The following is a 16,135-nucleotide window of genomic DNA, read 5'->3' as shown; positions in this document are numbered from 1 at the left end:
AACTCTGGTCGGAGGGAAGGCCTTGCAGGAAAAGACAGCACTGATCATCGGCGTGACAGGGCAGGACGGTGCCTATCTCAGTGAGCTTCTGCTCGCCAAGGGCTACCGGGTGCACGGTCTCAAGCGACGGTCCTCGTCGTTCAATACCGCGCGCATCGATCATCTTTATCAGGACCCGCATGAAGAGGATATCCGGTTCAAGCTGCATTTCGGCGACCTCACGGATGCGACCAATCTTTGTCGTGTCATCCAGGAGGTTCGGCCCGATGAAATCTATAATCTGGGCGCACAGAGCCATGTGCAGGTGAGTTTTGAGACCCCGGAATATACCGCGAATGCCGATGCACTGGGGACACTGAGACTTCTGGAATCCATGCGGATTCTCGGCCTTAGTCAAAGCTGCCGTTTTTATCAGGCATCCACTTCGGAACTGTTTGGCAACAGCTCACCGCAGGCGCAGAGCGAACAGACGGCCTTTGCACCGCGCAGTCCCTATGCGACGGCGAAACTTTACGCTTACTGGACGACGGTCAATTATCGCCAGGCCTATGGATTTCATGCCTCCAATGGCATTTTATTCAATCATGAGAGCCCGCTGCGCGGAGAGACATTCGTAACACGCAAGATCACCCGAGCGGTCGCTGCGATCGAAAGAGGGCTTCAGGACAAATTGCGTCTGGGCAATCTGAATGCGCGTCGTGACTGGGGGCATGCACGCGATTATGTCGAGGGCATGTGGCGCATTCTCCAGCAAGAGAGCCCGGATGATTATGTGCTGGCCACCGGTGAAACACACACGGTGCGCGAATTTGTCGAACAGGCGTTCAGAGCCGTCGACAAGCAAATCGAATGGCAAGGCGACGGAATTGACGAGATTGGATTGGACCGCAAGTCGGGTCAATGTCTCATTGAGATCGATCCGCGCTATTTCCGGCCAAATGAGGTCGATTTCCTGCTCGGCGATGCCTCCAAGGCCAGGGATCGGCTCGGCTGGCAACACACGACAGGCTTTGAAAACCTTGTCACAGAAATGGTCGACTGGGATATGCGCAATATCATGCGGGAGGTCGGGCGCAATGACTTTTATGGCTGAACCCCTTCCCTCCCCGCTTTACGCGATCGCTAAGAAGAAGATATTTGTTGCCGGGCATACGGGAATGGTGGGGTCTGCCATTCTCAGACGTCTGAAATCAGAGGATTGTGAGGTTTTAACGATTGGCCATGCGGCGCTGGATCTTACACGCCAGGCACCGACCGAAGCGTTCATCGAGCAGCACAGGCCCGATATCATCATCGTGGCTGCAGCCAGGGTCGGCGGAATACTTGCGAATTCGCAATATCCCGCCGATTTTCTCTATGACAATCTCGCCATCGGACTCAATATCATTCGCGCAGCGCATCTTTGTGGAGTGGAGCGGCTTTTATGGCTGGGTTCAAGCTGCATTTATCCGCGCGAAGCGCCGCAGCCCATGACAGAGAAGGCCTTGTTGACGGGGCCTTTGGAGCCGACCAATGAAGCCTATGCGATTGCCAAGATTGCGGCTCTCAAATATGCTGAGGCCTGCGCAAGACAATTTGGCCGTCACTTCATGACGGCAATGCCAACCAATCTCTACGGGCCCAACGACAATTTCGATCCGCTGACATCGCATGTTGTGCCTGCACTGATGCGACGCATTCACGAAGCAAAGCTTGCCGGCAAGGATCAGGTCACATTGTGGGGCAGTGGCACGCCATTGCGTGAATTTCTCCATGTGGATGATCTGGCCGATGCGCTGATCCATCTGCTGCGATTTAGCGACAGACTTGAACCGGTCAATATTGGCACCGGAGACGAAGTCTCGATCGGAGAACTGGCGCGGATCATTGCCAGGGTGGTTGGGTTTGAAGGCCGACTGGAACATGATTTGAGCAAGCCGGATGGGACCCCGCGCAAGCTACTCGATACAATGTATATGCGGTCTCTGGGATGGAAGCCGCGCATTGATCTTAGCGATGGGATCAGGGAGGTCTACCGGAACTGGTTGCGGGATGAGGCGCATTATGCGGCAGCCTGAACGAACAGCTGAACGCTTCCGGCGCGGGTTTTCGGGTCAGTGACTAGCCGAGAACGCACCGCAAGACCGATGCTCTCAGGGCTGCGATCACTGCGCGTTGATACGAATAAAAGGGTGCCCGCGTGAAGCAGGCACCCTATTTGTGAGGCTGCTTGCCATCGCTTTACGCGGGAGAGCCGGTCAGTTTGCTCAGATCAAGTTCAATGCGCAGGATGTCGCCGGGCCTGATCCTTGTGCGTTCATCGGCCTTGATTTCCTCGAAGGCGCCATTGATGTTCCTGCTGATGGTGAACAGCAGCTTCGGGCGCATGTCAGAGGAGGAAATATTGCCGGAGGACTTGGCAATTTCGGCCATGGTTTGCAGCTGTGCGTTGCTGCGCAGTTCCATGCGGGCGATATTGAGATCAAGTTCCTGTAGGCTGGTTGCGGCTTCACTCCTGCGCGCCTCTTCGAGATTGGCAATCCGCTGCTCAACGGCGAGCTGGTTTTGCCGCGCCCGTGCCAAAAACGACCCCAGTTCAAGCGCGTCACGCCGCGTGGCAGACAGATCGCGCTCCATGTCGCGGAGATTGGATTTGGCCGCCAGGCCACGATCGACCAGTGATTTGCTTGACTCGACATTTTCCTGCAGCAGCTGGATTTCTGCATCGTGCAGTTTGATGCTTTGCTGCAAGGTCTGAATTTCATCCCCGTAACTGGCCGACTGCGCATTCAGTGCATCGCGCTCAGCAGCCAGATTGCTGCGGCGGACGTTGAACAGGGTTTTTTCACCATCAAGCATGTGCTGGCTAAGGGATGCGGCCTGCGCATTGGCCGGAGTTGACTCTGGCAATTGATAATCGAAGGCTGTGCCGTCAAGTTCCGCCTTCAGGCGCACCCTGCGGATATTTGTTGTAGTGATCTGCATTTGCAGATCGGCATATTCCTGTTGCGCGCTGATCATCTGCATACCGGCCGTAACAGCGGGCGCCTCGCCCTTGCCGGCCCCGCCGCCCAGCGCCATTAGTTCCAAGGCAACCATTCCGGGCCGGAAATCATATTTGCCTGGCGCCTTGACGTCGCCCATCACGAAGACCGGTGCATATTGGCTTATCGACGCTGTGACGGTGAGCCCCGGTATGTGTTGCGACAGCGTGTTGCCGATTTTCTCGCTGATCTGCGCTGTCGTCAGCCCCTTGATATTGATGGTTCCAATCACCGGATAACCGATATTGCCATCCACGTCGATCGGGAAGACCCCGGTCAGCGCGGGCTGGCCATAGACCGTTATCTGCAGGATATCATTGGGGCCGACCTGATAGGGTTCGCTCTGCGTTTGTGGCGAGGTTGCCGGTTGAGCCTGGGCCGGGGTTTCAGCTTGCAGCCTTGATTGTGCCGAGCCGACTGTCGGGCCGAAGGCCACAGAGCTTGAGAGCAGCAAGAGAGCCAATTGATAGCGTCTTGGTGTTTGAAGAACCATGTTAAGCCTCATGCTGATTATGCCCAGACTGCGAGGCAGTCTGGTGACGGCGCTTGAGTAAGGCGCGGAACAACTCAATTGCTTGCCGTGCATTGGGGCGCAACAAGGCTTTTATGCTCGCCAGCCAGCTGCGATAGGAGGCTGAAGGCTGGCTGACCACGGCGAGTGCCGGCTTTCGCCCCAGGGCAGCCATGGTTTGAATGAGGGCATGGTTTGCCTGCTGGTCGTTGCGATCGGGCTGCGCCACGAGAAGAGCGGTATCGGCGGCACGCGAAAGCAGCACCGACCGCTTATCATCGGCCACGGAGGGCAGGTCTACCAGGATGATTTTATGGTCGGTGCGAAGCTGTCCGATCAGTTCCGAGAGCCATTCCCCCTCGACCTGTTGACCCGGTGTGATAATGTCGATCCCCGACCCATGATCGTGATTGAGGGTGGCGCCCGATAATTTGCGCCCCGTCGATGCCGTCCCCTGTCCTGTCTCGGGCAGGCCGAGAGCTTGCGATAGTCGCGAATGTTGATTGGTGGCATCGATGACGGCGACCGCGACGCCTGATGCTGCAAATTGTTGGGCAAGCGCGGTGATCAGCAATGCCTTTGTCTCACTGTCGCCGAGCGAAATGATGGCAAGGGACAGTGAATCCCGGCCACGGGACAGAAAGCGTAGCCTGTCATGGACGGATTTGATCGCCCGCCCAAATGCGCTTGCCGGATCGAGGCCACGATTGACCAGCATTGGGACGGTGAGTTGAGGTGTGAGCGGCAGCAAGGTGGCCGCCGGAATGCCGGGCAGAATGAACGAGGCAGTCTGCGCGGGCCTTATCTTGTCAAAGGCTTCTCTTGAAACCGTTGCCAGCAACGACACGAGGCCCCCGAGCCCCAGACCCAGCAACAACCAGTTGGCAAGATTGGGGCTTGCTTTGGCGGTGGCGGGCTCCGCAGCCGATATCATCTGCGCTTCAGGTACGGCGATCCCGTCCTGCTCGATCAATTGTTTGTAGCGGGTAAGATAGCTCTCATAAACGGTGCGGCTTGCATTGGCCTCGCGGTCAAGCTGAACCGCCTGGACCTGTGCCTGGTTGGCCTGCGCGAGGTCGGCCTCGGCGGCCGTCAGTGCATCTTCGAGCCCGGAGCGTCGCTGCCGCGCGATCTTGATTTCATTGCTCAGGCTTTTGATGATTTCATCGACCTGCGCTGTGACTTGCTGCTTGAGGGCATCCCGCTCGGCGGTCAGGACCGGGATTTCAGCACTTTTCAACGCTCCATTGGATCGCAGTTCATCGAGTTGGCGTTCGACACGTGCCTGCTCATTGCGCAGGGACTGGATAGCGGGGGAGGCCAGAACTTCGGTCAGTGCCGGCGCTTCATTATTGGTCTTCAGCGACTCGGCGGTGCGCAGCCGCGCCTCTGCAAGCGATACTGCGCCGGTTGCGGCAACGATTTCTGTATTGAGGGCCGCAACCCTTTGCGCCTGGAAACTGATCTGGCCGGGATCTCCGGCAAGCCGCGATTTTTGCCTGAAGTCTTCGGCCGCGCGTTCCGCGCCCTCAAGATCACTGCGCAGGCTGACCAGTTTCTCGCCCAGCCATTCGCTCACCCGACGCGCTGCAGATTGCTGCACATCGATCTGGTGATCAAGATAGGCGGTGACAAAGGCATTGGCCACCCTCGCTGCATAGACGGGGTCGGGTGCCCGGTAGGAAATGAAGATCGTGTAGGAACGGCCATCATTATTGACCCGCAAGCGCGACAGCAACAGATCAATGCGTTGTCTTTCGCGCGCCGACGCATCCACGTCGCGCGCCTCCCGCACTTGTTTCGCATTTTCAGGCGGTGCCGACAATACTGTACCGGACCGAAAGGCGGTGGGGACATTGACATTGTCGGCTTGCAGAATATCGATCACCTTGCGTGCCATCATGCGCGAGCTGATGATATCGAGTTCGGATCGCAGCACGGGGCTGTCCTGAGGCAGGGGTGTGATAGCGCTTTCGTTTGGCAGCGCCTGCACGCGGCGCATATCGAGGACCAGAACCGATTCCGACACATAGCTTAAAGGCGCCATCAGATAGCCGATAACCCCGATCGCAACTCCGGCAAGAAGTGGCGCAATGATCAAGGTTCTTCTGCGTTTGATAGTGTCGAGCAGGTCAGCCAGCGGCTGCCGCGCGTTTCCTGATGAAACGTCGGAGATAATCACAGAAAGTCTCCCTCATGCGAAAAGACAAAGCGCGACCAGGCGCTAATTCATGACCCGATGTCCGGGCTAGTGAATGTCGGAGAACGATGTTTCCGAGGGGAAGAGCTCATTGATGATACAGGCAACCTCCGTGCGGTTGGAGGCTTTGAGCTTCTTCATGATGTTGCGAATGTGAACCTTGACGGTGCTTTCACGCAGCTTGAGTTCATAGGCTATGATTTTGTTGGCCTTGCCACGGCGCAGCGCGTTGACGACTTCGGCCTGACGTTGAGTGAACATTCCGCCCAGAGGCTGCAAGCGATGCGAGTTGGGATCACTGGCATGGCGCAGCGCCAGGACGCTGCTTGCGGGCACGAAGGTGCCCCCTGCCATGGCAAGCCGTAGCGCTTCCACGCAAACATTGACGTTGACCGATGTCGGGATGTAGCCTTTGACGCCATAGTCAAGCGCTTTGAGGACTTGTGAGATTTCTTCCTTATCCGCCAGGATGATGACAGGCGACGGAGCGCAGTCATTAACGATGCGGTTGAGGTAATTACCGACCGCTGGATCCGACACTTTTTGACCGCCAATGTTGAAGAGTACGGCACTGACGCTGCGCCCACGGCGCTGATGCTGCCATTGCTCAAATGAGCTGAACGTGGCGATTGACATATCGAGACTGTGATTGGTCAGGCCATGCGCCAGACATTCACGATCCAACGCCCGGTTGTCAATTATGACAAGTAGTGGCAAAACTGCATTATTGGATTCGTCTGACTTGAACGAAGTATCTTTCGAAGAAAGATGATTATTATTCTTTGATTCACTGCTTCTGCTGTTGAACTGCGGAGAAATGTTCATTTTTTCGCCCTCTAACCGTGTCATGCGCAGTTATCGCATTGCGAAACATTCACAATGACTAGAGCGCTACGGCCGCCTTTTCGCTGTTTTCAGTGATTTTTATTATTAACCCCGTAATCAATGCTTACTATTGCTTTTATTGATCAGAAGATTGCCCGAATTTTGTCACAGTGTCATTAACCTAGATTAAGCAGTTGAGGGAAATATGGTTTAGTAAAAGCTCAGATATCTACGCAATTAGTGGTAGAGATTACTACCTTGCCAAAATAAAGGGGCTCCCCGACACTCAAAGGAGGCCGCGCGACAATGAAAAATCAAGTAACGGGCGCAAGGCACGAGAATCAGATCCCATCACCTTGATCGGGTGAAATGTCAGGTGAGATGCCCATGGCGGTGAATGCTGACGACGCAAAGACGCTTTGCCATTTTCTGGCGAGTCCGCCGATCGGCGCGGTCTTTGATGACGGAGAGAATGAGACACTTCATGCGCTGCCAGTGACCGTCAAGAACTTTGCACCGCATAGTGTGGTCAGCAGTCAGGGGGATTGGGCCAACTCGCTGCATATTATCAGAAGCGGCTGGGGATGCACCTATCGGGACCTTGCTGATGGTGACCGTCAGATTCTTGACTTCCCGATGCGGGGCGATTTCCTGGGTTTTCGGACCGGGATTGGCTTTAACTACTACACGCTGATCGCAGTGACGGAGCTTTCCGTTTTCGAACTCTCCCTCGATCACCTCACCGAACGCCTTGCGGCGGCGCCGAGACTGGCCATGACCTTCATCGAATTGATGGCACGGCAGCGCGCCATCCTGGTCGAACATGTCATTTCCATTGGACGGCGCAGCGCTTTGGTGCGGCTCGCGCATCTGCTCTTGGAACTTGGTCATCGTGCCCGAATGGATGGCACGGGGGATGAGGGCCAGTTTTTCTGCCCACTGACGCAATCCGAGCTCGGCGATGCGCTTGGATTGACGCCCATTCACGTCAATCGCATGTTACGGCAGTTGCGTAGTGAGCAACTGCTGATTTTCCGCAATAATATAGTTGAGTTCGTCAACCGGCCGGCACTGGTGCATATTGCGAGCTTTGACGAGGATTATCTGAGCATGGAAATTTTTCCCCGCTTCCGGCACAGCCGATAGCGCCCTTGCGGCGCAACTGGCTGAGCAGACGCGCCGCACCGTCGAGCCTCGCATCAAGCGATGATCATGCGGTGGCGATATGGGGGATGTTCTTTGCTGATATTTCTTCACGCGACTCCTCATAACCCGCATCGGCATAGCGAATGACCCCGAGCGCCGTATCATTGGTGAGCGCATGATCAAGACGTTCAGCGCCTTCTGCTGATCGATCTTGCGTCTGACCGCTTGCGCCGAGCAGATAAGATCGCCTTCGTCATAAGGCATATCGACGATCGTGGTGACGCCACCGGCTGCAGCCGAGCGGGTGGACCAGATGAAATCCTCCTGGTTTTTCTGCGAGAGCGAGTGCACCTGCGCGTCGATCGCACCCGGCATGATGATTGCTTCACCCAAAAGATGGCGTTGCCGGGCTTGTGGCGGCGTGCCGCTTCCCAGCGCAATAATCTTGCCGTCGCGCACCGCGATATAGCCTTCCGCAAAAACGCGATCGGGAAGAACCAGGGTGCCTTGCAGAACAAGGTCAAAATCGGCCATGTCAATTCTCCTGGCTTGCTTGGTTGCGCCGAAACAGCAAGCGGTCAATTCTCTTTGAAGGCCGGTGTGGCGGCGACGATTCTTGCCCGGATTGCTTCCGGCGTGCCTTCGGGGGCTGTTCCGAGCGCAAAGAAACTATCGAAACTGTTGATGGGTGCCCTATCAATGATCTGGGCCACGGTAGCGTCCGAGCAGATCAGCTCTTCGATACATTCGACCTCGGAAGACAGAGGACGGTCTTTCTGGTAAAAGCGGGAACACAGGCGGACCTGTTGATAGATCAGGCCGGCGACGCCTTGCGGCTCGTCACCAACGATGTCGATGGCTTGTGATGCCAGCAGGGCTTCAAGGGCAGCCAGTCGCTTCAGGGCTTCGACCTGACGCTCGAAGCGTTCGATCACCAATGGCAGGAAAGCGGCTTCGTCTTCCATGCCACCGGCAACCACCAGCGATTGTGCGGACACCGGGTTGCTGAGCGACAGCACACGCGAGAAGATCTCTCCGGCCAATTTGATGATAGGGCCAAAGCCGGTCGCGATGATGCCATGGGGTACGAGATTGAGTGGCAGACCACGTCGGTGGCCGTTGCCCAAAAGCACGCAGCGGTTAAAGGCGTTGCGTGCGGCATGAGCGATACAAAGGGAAGCTGATTCCAGCAGGATTGTCACGTCGAGCGGCAAGGACCCGCCCGACGTCACCACCCGACCATCGACAACGACCGGATTGTCATCGGAGCGTCCTGTTGCCTGCAGCACCTTGTAGCCGGCCCCCAGCAGACTTTCGATCATGGCACCGAAGACCTGAGGGACCATACGAAGGCTTAACGGATCCTGGACCTGAGTGGAAACGGGCCATGGCCAGGATGCTGCCGCATCGCAGAACCATTTGCCGACCAGCGCTTCGCGCGGGGTTCCGACATGGCAGGCGGCCAACCAGGGATCGGGCGATGCTCCCAGCGCGCCTGATGCGGTGAGACTGGTGGCCAGCATGACGCGGATAACAGAGGCTGCATCGCGCAGAGCGCGGGCAGCGGCGGCGAAACTGACAGCATTGGCTGAGAGCGACGCCAGCGCGTCGCGCGGCGCCATGCGATGGGGGCTGAGACCGGCAAGATCGAGCGCTTGACTGGCGGCCATACGTTGGCCTTTGAATATTGCCTCCCCTGCTCCGGTCAGCACCGCTCCAATCTGGCCCATCAATCCAATATCCGCGCAGCCGATGGAACCCGTCCTGCGCACGACCGGGATCACGTCGGTTTTGAGCAAATCGAGATAGGCTTCAACCAGTGCGGGGGAACAGCCGACCTGACCGGTGAGGATTGTGTTGATGCGAATGGCGATTGCTTTGCGGACGATGGACGGCGGAAAGGCAGCACCGGTGCCAAAATGATGGGCGCGGACCAGGCCAAGATTGAATTCTTCAAGCTCTTCGATGGACCAGCTGACATCCTTCATCGCACCAACCCCGGTGGTACTGCCATAAACCGGGATTCCGTTGCGGATTGCTTCTTCGACGACGGCGCGTGCTTGCCGCACCCGCTCCATTCCCTCCGCAGAAACACGGAGCTCAGCATTGCCATTTCCGATTTCCATCATATCGGCAAAGCCGAGCGGTTGCCCGTTCAACGCGATCTGCACTGTTTTCGATACCTTCATAACGAGGTCCTTTGCCGAATTGTAGCTGACAGGACAATGCCATGGCATATCCCATATTGCGAACGCGCGATGCGAAAGTGAAAGCGCAATCGATAGCGAGATTGCGAGACGCTCACATATCCGCGTGCAAGCTTTGACAGATATTCGGCGCGGAAGCCGTCCGCGTTTCATTGCTGCCGTCATCGACTATCGCGCCGGAGAATGAATGCCCGTGCCACAGGTTATGACTGCCATGTTCGCTGAGACCCGACCCCGATCGCCGCCCTTGCCATCATCCTGGCCACGGATAAAGTCCGCTCGCAAATCCGGAAGGTTGAAGATGTTGCCATCGCCAACACCGTAGCACCCGCCGGTGACGGAGAAGAGCTGTGCAAAGCTTGTGCGAGAAGCAGCTGCCTGGCCTGGCTGATATGGTGTTCAATTGGGTTTATTTGTTTGCTGCATAAAAAAAGGCAGTTCCAAAATCAGCTGCGACGAAATTACGTCAACGGCGTATTATTCGAGACGATCTTGCGATTATGCTGACAGCCTATGCGAAGAGAGCAGGAACACCTCTCTCATGATCAGACGAAAGCAGTTCTTGCAGCCGTTAAGGAGTTGAACAATGGCCGACAAAAACACCGAATTTGGCGACAGCGTCCTTGAAGGCCTCAAAGAAGCATTGGCTTGGAAGCGTGGCGAGGTCGCGCTTGAGGTTCGGAATATCGCTCCAATTCCAGCCTCTAGTATCAAAGAAATCCGCAAACGCTACGCACGTTCAACAAAAGAGTTTGAGCGTCGGTTTGGCATCCCGGCCGCCACAATGAATAATTGGGAACAGGGTCGCCGCAAGCCCGACCCGACCGCCCGTCTCTTGTTGAAAGTGATTGAGGACGCGCCAGACCTTGTGGAGAAAGCCGCCCACGCGGCTTAATCCTGCCATTCCCTTCTAGCGATGCCTTTAGCGCACCTTCGAGATTATGTTCCAGTCTGTGGCTGTATCCATGATCTGTTAAAGGGCGTTCTTTACGGACTGGAACTTGTAGCACGTCTCCCTTTGATACCAAGACAATAATTCCGGGTTTCTTAGTGGTCAAGCAACGCAGCTGATGGAACGGGCCTACATAATCAGGTCAATCTGAGGCGGTTTTCAATCAGCGTGCGTCTGACATGCATCGCCGTTTACGTCGATTGGATCTGAAGCGATTTCGGGCATGTCGAGAGATGAGGACGGCGGCCATTCCAATCGCTGAGAAAAGGTCGTCGTCGTTGCGTCCGTGTGAACGAGAATATTGCCATGCCGATAATCACCGGGGAGCGTGGATAGCGGGTCCTGCAACGGTTGGATATGTACCCGAGGTTCTGATCCAGCAAACTCAAGGATTTCGGCTCTGGATCGGCCTTGCTTGTCGGGCAAGAAAGGCGCCATGCTGCAGTGCAAATCCGAAGCAGCCGATACCCGGTAAGACGTGGCGTGCCATAATGAGCAACTGCAGGGCGCCAACAACCCTGAAAAGTCATCCAGAACTGCCAGTCCGATATCGGCAGCTCGACAGTCGTTACGCCTGACACATCGGGCGAAGTTCACGTCTTACGATATGTTTGCATAGCGACTTAGCGACTTGTGTTCACCAGTTCATTGCAGTTTGAAGCTTTATAGTTAACGATTGTATTGAGAACGAAATATGCTGGCGACAGAAATCGTTGAACTATCGTTTAAAAAAACGAGAGCACGCTACCTCGAAAAAAAGCAGCATGTACCCGGTGAGTGCATCCAAAATCGGCGTGTGCTCAATGCACAAACTGCTCTTACAAACGAACGAATTAATTATCGCAATATCCTTCAACGCTGCCCATCTTCACCTTCTATATCTTCCTTCATCAACCCGCCAAGTCTTGGATTGAGACGGCCGGAAGTTCCCATAACCAGTGCGAATAAAATCTCGTCAGCACGTGGAGCATCCTGAATACCAACTTCTATCGAGTTGAAATGGCTGCGCACATAGCAGGCATGAATATAATGGACTGGAACCATAATCCGATAGCCAGCCTGCGCGACAGCTTTATTAGCCGGCACTATTGCTTTTGGTTGTCCCAGCACCTGACGCATGGCCCAACCACCGGCCTCATGCCAGACGGCACCGTGTTCCATTTCTCCATTCAGCCCTACGATGGCTGCTTTCGAATAGACCTCAACATTCTCCTTGCCGCCAAGAGTCTCCACGAGTTCTTCAGCCAAATCATGGCCAAGTGATCGTAATTCCTGCATAAATGGAAGCAGGTCTTCGACATAGCGCCCTGCATAAGGGTTTGCGACAACAGCAGCAGCAGCGGCCATTTTCAATGGAGTTGCGGGTTCTGGACCAAGTTCATGGAACGTCGTTTCAACTGTAAGACTTTTCTTTCGAATTCTGACCAATGACATTTGTATTTTTCCTCCTTCGTCTTCGTTGTCTTTTAATGCGTGTTGTATTTCACACAGCTGAGGGCCCCAGTGTGCGGTAGATTTTCAGGCTATCCACGTCTGGGCCGACCTTCCTGATAGTCTCCTCCCATAACTCAGACACATGCGCGCTCATCGGCAGTTCAAAGCCGATACCTGCGCAACTTTCGATAAAGTTGCGAACGTCCTTCGCTATCAGAGCAGTGGTAAAACTCACGCTGTCATCATCGCGTGCCACTGTTTCAATCTTGTTCAGTGAGACATAACTACCCCCACTCGAACTGTTGACCACCTCGCCAAATTTTTCGAATGAAATACCGGCTTCGCGTGCAAAGCGGAGAGCTTCGGCGAAGCTGATAATATTCGCTGCAAGCAAGTAATTATTTGCAGTTTTCATGACGTGACCATCGCCTGTTTTTTCCAGAGGCACGACTTTGGTCGCGAAGGCTTCGATGATTTTCATCAGTGGGTTGAGACCATCCAGACCGCCAACCATAACAGTGAGTTCGCCCTTCCATGCGCGGGCTAAACCGCCTGAAACCGGCGCGTCGTGAAACGCTATTCCACGTGTTGCCAAAAGGCTCGCCAGACGAAGCGTCTCAGCGGCAATAGAGGAACTGGAATCTATAATCGTTGACCCAGCACGCAGTATCTCGGACAACCCAAGCAGATTGTCCCTGCCTTCTAATACGACCGACACAACCTTGCTATCTGGAAGACATAAGATCACAACATCGCAATCTGCCAGATCGTGCAGGCTCGATGAGAAATTGAACATTGCCGGATCAATATCCAATTCATCTGGAAGTTTGGGCAGATGCGGATCGACAACGGTGATTGGCTGACCAAGCTTACGCACTATATTGAATGCGATTGGTAGCCCCATTTTTCCCGCACCAACAAAGCCGATATTCATTTTCTGTTTCCTGAATTTTTCCATTTCGGCAAATAAAGAGATCTTTTGGATGCCAACCTCTCACGCGATTTTAGCGCTGCTGATCCCACCATCGACTTTGAAATCAGCGCCCGTAATGTAGGAGGAGAGGTCTGAAGCGAGAAATGCTGCCATGTTTGCTATGTCCTGCGGCTCTCCCAGTCGCGCCATCGGCACCTGTGCCGCGCGTTTAGCGAGAATTTCATCGAAACTCTTCTCGCCATAGGATTGAGCAAGATTGACCCGGATGCGGGGCGTGTCGATAAATCCGGGCGAAATTGAATTGACCCGAATACCAAAGCTGGCATTTTCCTGAGCTATCAACTGAACGTAATGGTTCATGCCAGCTTTTGAAGTCGCGTAGAACGCATGGCTGTAGCCAAGATGACGATGGGACCAGGCGGAACTGGTTGCAAGAATGGCCCCACTTTTACGTGTGCGCATGCCGGGCAGTACGGCTCGCGAAGCCTGATGCAGGCCGACCAGATTAACATTCAAAACAGTTTGAAACTGGGCTTCATCGAGCGAAAGTGAGTCGCTCGCAAAGCCAATACCAACATTGTAGTAAAGAATATCGATTGAGTTAGGATCAATGCCTGACAGCGCCATTTGCGCAGCGTTATGGTCAGCTACATCGAATACAGCAATGCTGGCCTGCCCTCCCGCCGCTTGTACCAACTCGGCAGTGGCATTAGCCGCTTCTTCATCGCGGTCGGCAATAATAACCTTTGCACCGCAACGGGCGAAAGTACAGGAAACAGCCCGGCCAATCCCATTTCCCTCGCCAAAGGTACCGCCGCCAATGATCAGTGCTCGTTTACCGGAAAGATCAATTTTCATGTGCGAGTTCTGCCCTTGCGATCTTCACAGAGTTTTCGAGTGCTTCGGTGATCAGTCTGGCCTCGTTACGAAGATACTCTCCAATTTCGCCACGACGGGTTTCGTCAAGGCGCGTACTCAAAGCCGCAACTGATAGGGCCCCCATCGGACGTTTGGAGTCCGGATAGTAAATCGCGACTCCAATCGCAGACATACCTGTCAGCAAATCGCCCTGACTTGTTGCAATGCCGGTTTCACGCGTGAGACCAACGCGACGTCGCAACTCTCCCTCATCAATCGAAGTATAGCGGGAAATCACGGGCATGTAGTTTTTGAGATAGTAATCAATGTAGGAATTATCATGTGAAGCCAGTAAGGCCAAACCAACCGCGCCTATGCCAAGAGGCCAGATGTCACCTTCTTCAAGCGATAAAGTCCGCACAGGAAAACTACCTGTTATCCTGCGGAGGCAGTTCATGTGATCATTCTCGGCGAGCACCGCGAATGCTGTATCGTTTGTCATTTCAGTCAGCCGCAAGAGGGCGGGTTCTGCAAGGCGGGCAAAGTTCTGTGATAGCGATCGGACGCCGATATCCATTAACCGGGCACCCAGAAAATAAGCTTCGCTATGGCTATCATAGGCAATAAAACCAACCAGCTGCAGAGCCTTCAGAAGCCTGAAGGCGGATGGCTTTGGTAGTTTCGCCAACCTAGCAAGCTCTGCTAAACCAACGGGCTTGGGATGGTTTGCAGAAAGGCACTCAAGAAGCAGCGCATAGCGCGCTGCTCCTTTATTGACGGCGGAAAACTCCGAGGCCTGTTTAATCGCCATATCTTTCATCCTCTATGATCTACTGAGGAACAGGATAAATGAGCTTTTCGGTGGCTACTTCCGCTGGTGCTACCGGAACCAGTCCTTTTCCCGGCTGGTTTTGTAGAACAATCGGCTCCATTCCTATCTGCTTACCAGTTTCATCAATCGCAAATTTCCCGCTGATCGTTGTGATCTTGCCCCCCATTTCAAGCGCCTTCTGCTTCAAAGCAGCCGGGTCTGTTGATTGGGCTTCACTGACAAGACGCTCCAGTGCAACCGCCGCGCCATAGGCAAGTACAGTCTGGAAATCTTCCGAGTAGGAGACTTTCGGAAACAGCTCTTTGTAACGGGTCACAAACTCTTCGTTTTTGAGTCCATCCGTAATGTCCCACTTGGCGTTTGGGCTATATTGTGTGTGGCTCGTGACAAATTCAGCCAGCTTGCCCAACTCCAAGAACTGTGGCGTGGAACCATACATAAAGTACACATTGTCGAAATGAATATCGAGTTCCTGCATTTGCCGTGCCATAAGGACACTGTCAACCTCATAGCTATGCGGATAGAAAGCTTCGGCACCAAGCGCCTTTGCCTTTTGCAGCAAGACGGAGAAGTCTTTCGTGCCTTTCTGGTAGGTCTCATCCATGACCACCTCAAAGCCCATTTCCTTCGCATCTTTGACGGCCGCTGCAGCGAGACCCGCCGGGAAGGATTCATCCACATGAATGATGGCAATCTTTTTAACGCCGGCATCGTTTAAAAGGCGAAGATTAGTGGATGGAATAAGCGATGAAGGTACAACTGCTGACACGATATTTTTGTAGCCCTGCTGGTAAATTTCATCAGCAGATGCCGACCATGACATCAGAAATTTGTTGTTACGTTCTGCAACAGTCGCCGCCACCCCTGTCAGGGTTGAGCCAAAAGGTGCCATCAGCACATCGACATTATTGCCAGAGATCAGCGTTTCATAAACGCGCGGAACCATTGTTTTATCAGAGCGATCATCCAGAACAACAAGCTCTACAGGACGCTTCTCACCACCAAGTTCAATGCCTCCACGACGATTGACATCATCAACCCACATGCGAACGCCACGTTCACCGGATTGCGAAGCAAGCATGAAGTTGCCGCTGTTTGAAACCGTTATACCAACTTTAAACGGCTCTGCAGCCTGTGCATCCAAACCGATAGCCGCAAAGCCGATTGCAGATACGGTCATCATAAGAAAGTTTCTTCTGTTCATTTTTGATCC

The 16,135-nt window shown here is 54.4% G+C and carries 13 protein-coding genes and 3 pseudogenes; 4 read left to right on the top strand and 12 right to left on the bottom strand.

The annotated features are described in order from the left end of the window. Nucleotides 1-22 precede the first annotated feature (22 nt). Nucleotides 23-1,093 carry a GDP-mannose 4,6-dehydratase gene (gene gmd, locus RT142_RS19050; protein WP_171380601.1) on the top strand — a complete coding sequence of 357 codons (1,071 nt, stop codon included), beginning with the start codon at nt 23-25 and terminating at the stop codon, nt 1,091-1,093. Next, nucleotides 1,077-2,057: a GDP-L-fucose synthase family protein gene (locus tag RT142_RS19045; protein ID WP_171380238.1), complete on the top strand. Its 981-nt coding sequence runs from the start codon at nt 1,077-1,079 to the stop codon at nt 2,055-2,057. The genes gmd and RT142_RS19045 overlap by 17 nt, the downstream gene beginning before the upstream one ends. A gap of 163 nt (nt 2,058-2,220) precedes the next feature. Here the strand turns inward: RT142_RS19045 and RT142_RS19040 are convergent, their stop codons facing one another. From RT142_RS19040 to RT142_RS19030, 3 genes are all read right to left on the bottom strand, one after another. Continuing rightward, nucleotides 2,221-3,516, bottom strand: a complete 1,296-nt coding sequence (locus RT142_RS19040) for a polysaccharide biosynthesis/export family protein (RefSeq protein ID WP_171380602.1) — start codon at nt 3,514-3,516, stop codon at nt 2,221-2,223. A gap of 1 nt (nt 3,517) precedes the next feature. Then, the gene (locus RT142_RS19035) at nt 3,518-5,716 is read right to left on the bottom strand and encodes an exopolysaccharide transport family protein (RefSeq protein WP_313030734.1); all 2,199 of its coding nucleotides are present in this window, start codon (nt 5,714-5,716) and stop codon (nt 3,518-3,520) included. A gap of 66 nt (nt 5,717-5,782) precedes the next feature. Continuing rightward, entirely contained in the window at nt 5,783-6,559 is a 777-nt protein-coding gene (locus RT142_RS19030; protein ID WP_171380239.1) for a response regulator transcription factor, read from the bottom strand. A 387-nt stretch (nt 6,560-6,946) separates the two neighbouring features. On the opposite strand from RT142_RS19030, the gene RT142_RS19025 reads away from it, so the two are divergent. Next, nucleotides 6,947-7,705, top strand: a complete 759-nt coding sequence (locus RT142_RS19025; protein WP_171380240.1) for a Crp/Fnr family transcriptional regulator — start codon at nt 6,947-6,949, stop codon at nt 7,703-7,705. A gap of 64 nt (nt 7,706-7,769) precedes the next feature. Here the strand turns inward: RT142_RS19025 and RT142_RS19020 are convergent. The 4 genes and pseudogenes from RT142_RS19020 to RT142_RS24435 all read right to left on the bottom strand — a co-directional run. Beyond that, nucleotides 7,770-7,916, bottom strand: a pseudogene (locus tag RT142_RS19020) (hypothetical protein); the annotation flags it as partial. Continuing rightward, nucleotides 7,910-8,239: pseudogene (locus tag RT142_RS19015) on the bottom strand (allantoinase); the annotation flags it as partial. The pseudogenes RT142_RS19015 and RT142_RS19020, both read right to left, overlap by 7 nt. 44 nt (nt 8,240-8,283) lie before the next feature. Next, on the bottom strand, nt 8,284-9,894 hold the full coding sequence (locus tag RT142_RS19010) for an aromatic amino acid lyase (RefSeq protein WP_171380245.1): 1,611 nt from the start codon (nt 9,892-9,894) through the stop codon (nt 8,284-8,286). 186 nt (nt 9,895-10,080) lie between these two features. Then, nucleotides 10,081-10,272: pseudogene (locus tag RT142_RS24435) on the bottom strand (tail fiber protein); the annotation flags it as partial. A gap of 226 nt (nt 10,273-10,498) precedes the next feature. Between RT142_RS24435 and RT142_RS19005 the strand changes: the two are divergent. Further along, complete coding sequence (locus tag RT142_RS19005) at nt 10,499-10,807, top strand: helix-turn-helix domain-containing protein (RefSeq protein ID WP_171380246.1); 309 nt, start codon at nt 10,499-10,501, stop codon at nt 10,805-10,807. Nucleotides 10,808-11,716: 909 nt separating this feature from the next. Here the strand turns inward: RT142_RS19005 and RT142_RS19000 are convergent. From RT142_RS19000 to RT142_RS18980, 5 genes are read right to left on the bottom strand one after another with little or no spacing between them, the layout of a single operon-like run. Then, on the bottom strand, nt 11,717-12,298 hold the full coding sequence (locus RT142_RS19000) for an amino acid synthesis family protein (RefSeq protein WP_171380247.1): 582 nt from the start codon (nt 12,296-12,298) through the stop codon (nt 11,717-11,719). Between the two features lie 49 nt (nt 12,299-12,347). Then, nucleotides 12,348-13,232: an NAD(P)-dependent oxidoreductase gene (locus RT142_RS18995; RefSeq protein WP_313030730.1), complete on the bottom strand. Its 885-nt coding sequence runs from the start codon at nt 13,230-13,232 to the stop codon at nt 12,348-12,350. A 60-nt stretch (nt 13,233-13,292) separates the two neighbouring features. After that, nucleotides 13,293-14,090, bottom strand: coding sequence for an SDR family NAD(P)-dependent oxidoreductase (locus RT142_RS18990; RefSeq protein ID WP_171380249.1), 798 nt, complete (start codon nt 14,088-14,090; stop codon nt 13,293-13,295). Then, nucleotides 14,080-14,910 carry an IclR family transcriptional regulator gene (locus tag RT142_RS18985; RefSeq protein WP_231195525.1) on the bottom strand — a complete coding sequence of 277 codons (831 nt, stop codon included), beginning with the start codon at nt 14,908-14,910 and terminating at the stop codon, nt 14,080-14,082. Before RT142_RS18985 ends, RT142_RS18990 begins: the two co-directional genes overlap by 11 nt. Nucleotides 14,911-14,920: 10 nt before the next feature. Further along, the gene (locus RT142_RS18980; RefSeq protein ID WP_171380251.1) at nt 14,921-16,126 is read right to left on the bottom strand and encodes an amino acid ABC transporter substrate-binding protein; all 1,206 of its coding nucleotides are present in this window, start codon (nt 16,124-16,126) and stop codon (nt 14,921-14,923) included. Nucleotides 16,127-16,135 lie beyond the last annotated feature (9 nt).

This window comes from Brucella sp. (genome assembly GCF_032066345.1).
In the GTDB taxonomy this organism is placed as follows: Bacteria; Pseudomonadota; Alphaproteobacteria; order Rhizobiales; family Rhizobiaceae; genus Brucella; species Brucella pseudogrignonensis.
Note: the sequence above shows the minus strand (reverse complement) of the source record. Positions and strands in the feature narration are given on the sequence as shown.

What these genes read in the sequence shown, in the direction of transcription:
- RT142_RS19045 (WP_171380238.1), top strand. Translation starts at nt 1,077, where the DNA reads ATGACTTTTATGGCTGAACCCCTTCCCTCCCCGCTTTACGCGATCGCT.
- RT142_RS19040 (WP_171380602.1), bottom strand. Translation starts at nt 3,516, where the DNA reads ATGGTTCTTCAAACACCAAGACGCTATCAATTGGCTCTCTTGCTGCTC.
- RT142_RS19030 (WP_171380239.1), bottom strand. Translation starts at nt 6,559, where the DNA reads ATGAACATTTCTCCGCAGTTCAACAGCAGAAGCAGTGAATCAAAGAAT.
- RT142_RS19025 (WP_171380240.1), top strand. Translation starts at nt 6,947, where the DNA reads ATGGCGGTGAATGCTGACGACGCAAAGACGCTTTGCCATTTTCTGGCG.
- RT142_RS19010 (WP_171380245.1), bottom strand. Translation starts at nt 9,894, where the DNA reads ATGAAGGTATCGAAAACAGTGCAGATCGCGTTGAACGGGCAACCGCTC.
- RT142_RS19005 (WP_171380246.1), top strand. Translation starts at nt 10,499, where the DNA reads ATGGCCGACAAAAACACCGAATTTGGCGACAGCGTCCTTGAAGGCCTC.
- RT142_RS19000 (WP_171380247.1), bottom strand. Translation starts at nt 12,298, where the DNA reads ATGTCATTGGTCAGAATTCGAAAGAAAAGTCTTACAGTTGAAACGACG.
- RT142_RS18995 (WP_313030730.1), bottom strand. Translation starts at nt 13,232, where the DNA reads ATGAATATCGGCTTTGTTGGTGCGGGAAAAATGGGGCTACCAATCGCA.
- RT142_RS18990 (WP_171380249.1), bottom strand. Translation starts at nt 14,090, where the DNA reads ATGAAAATTGATCTTTCCGGTAAACGAGCACTGATCATTGGCGGCGGT.
- RT142_RS18985 (WP_231195525.1), bottom strand. Translation starts at nt 14,910, where the DNA reads ATGAAAGATATGGCGATTAAACAGGCCTCGGAGTTTTCCGCCGTCAAT.
- RT142_RS18980 (WP_171380251.1), bottom strand. Translation starts at nt 16,126, where the DNA reads ATGAACAGAAGAAACTTTCTTATGATGACCGTATCTGCAATCGGCTTT.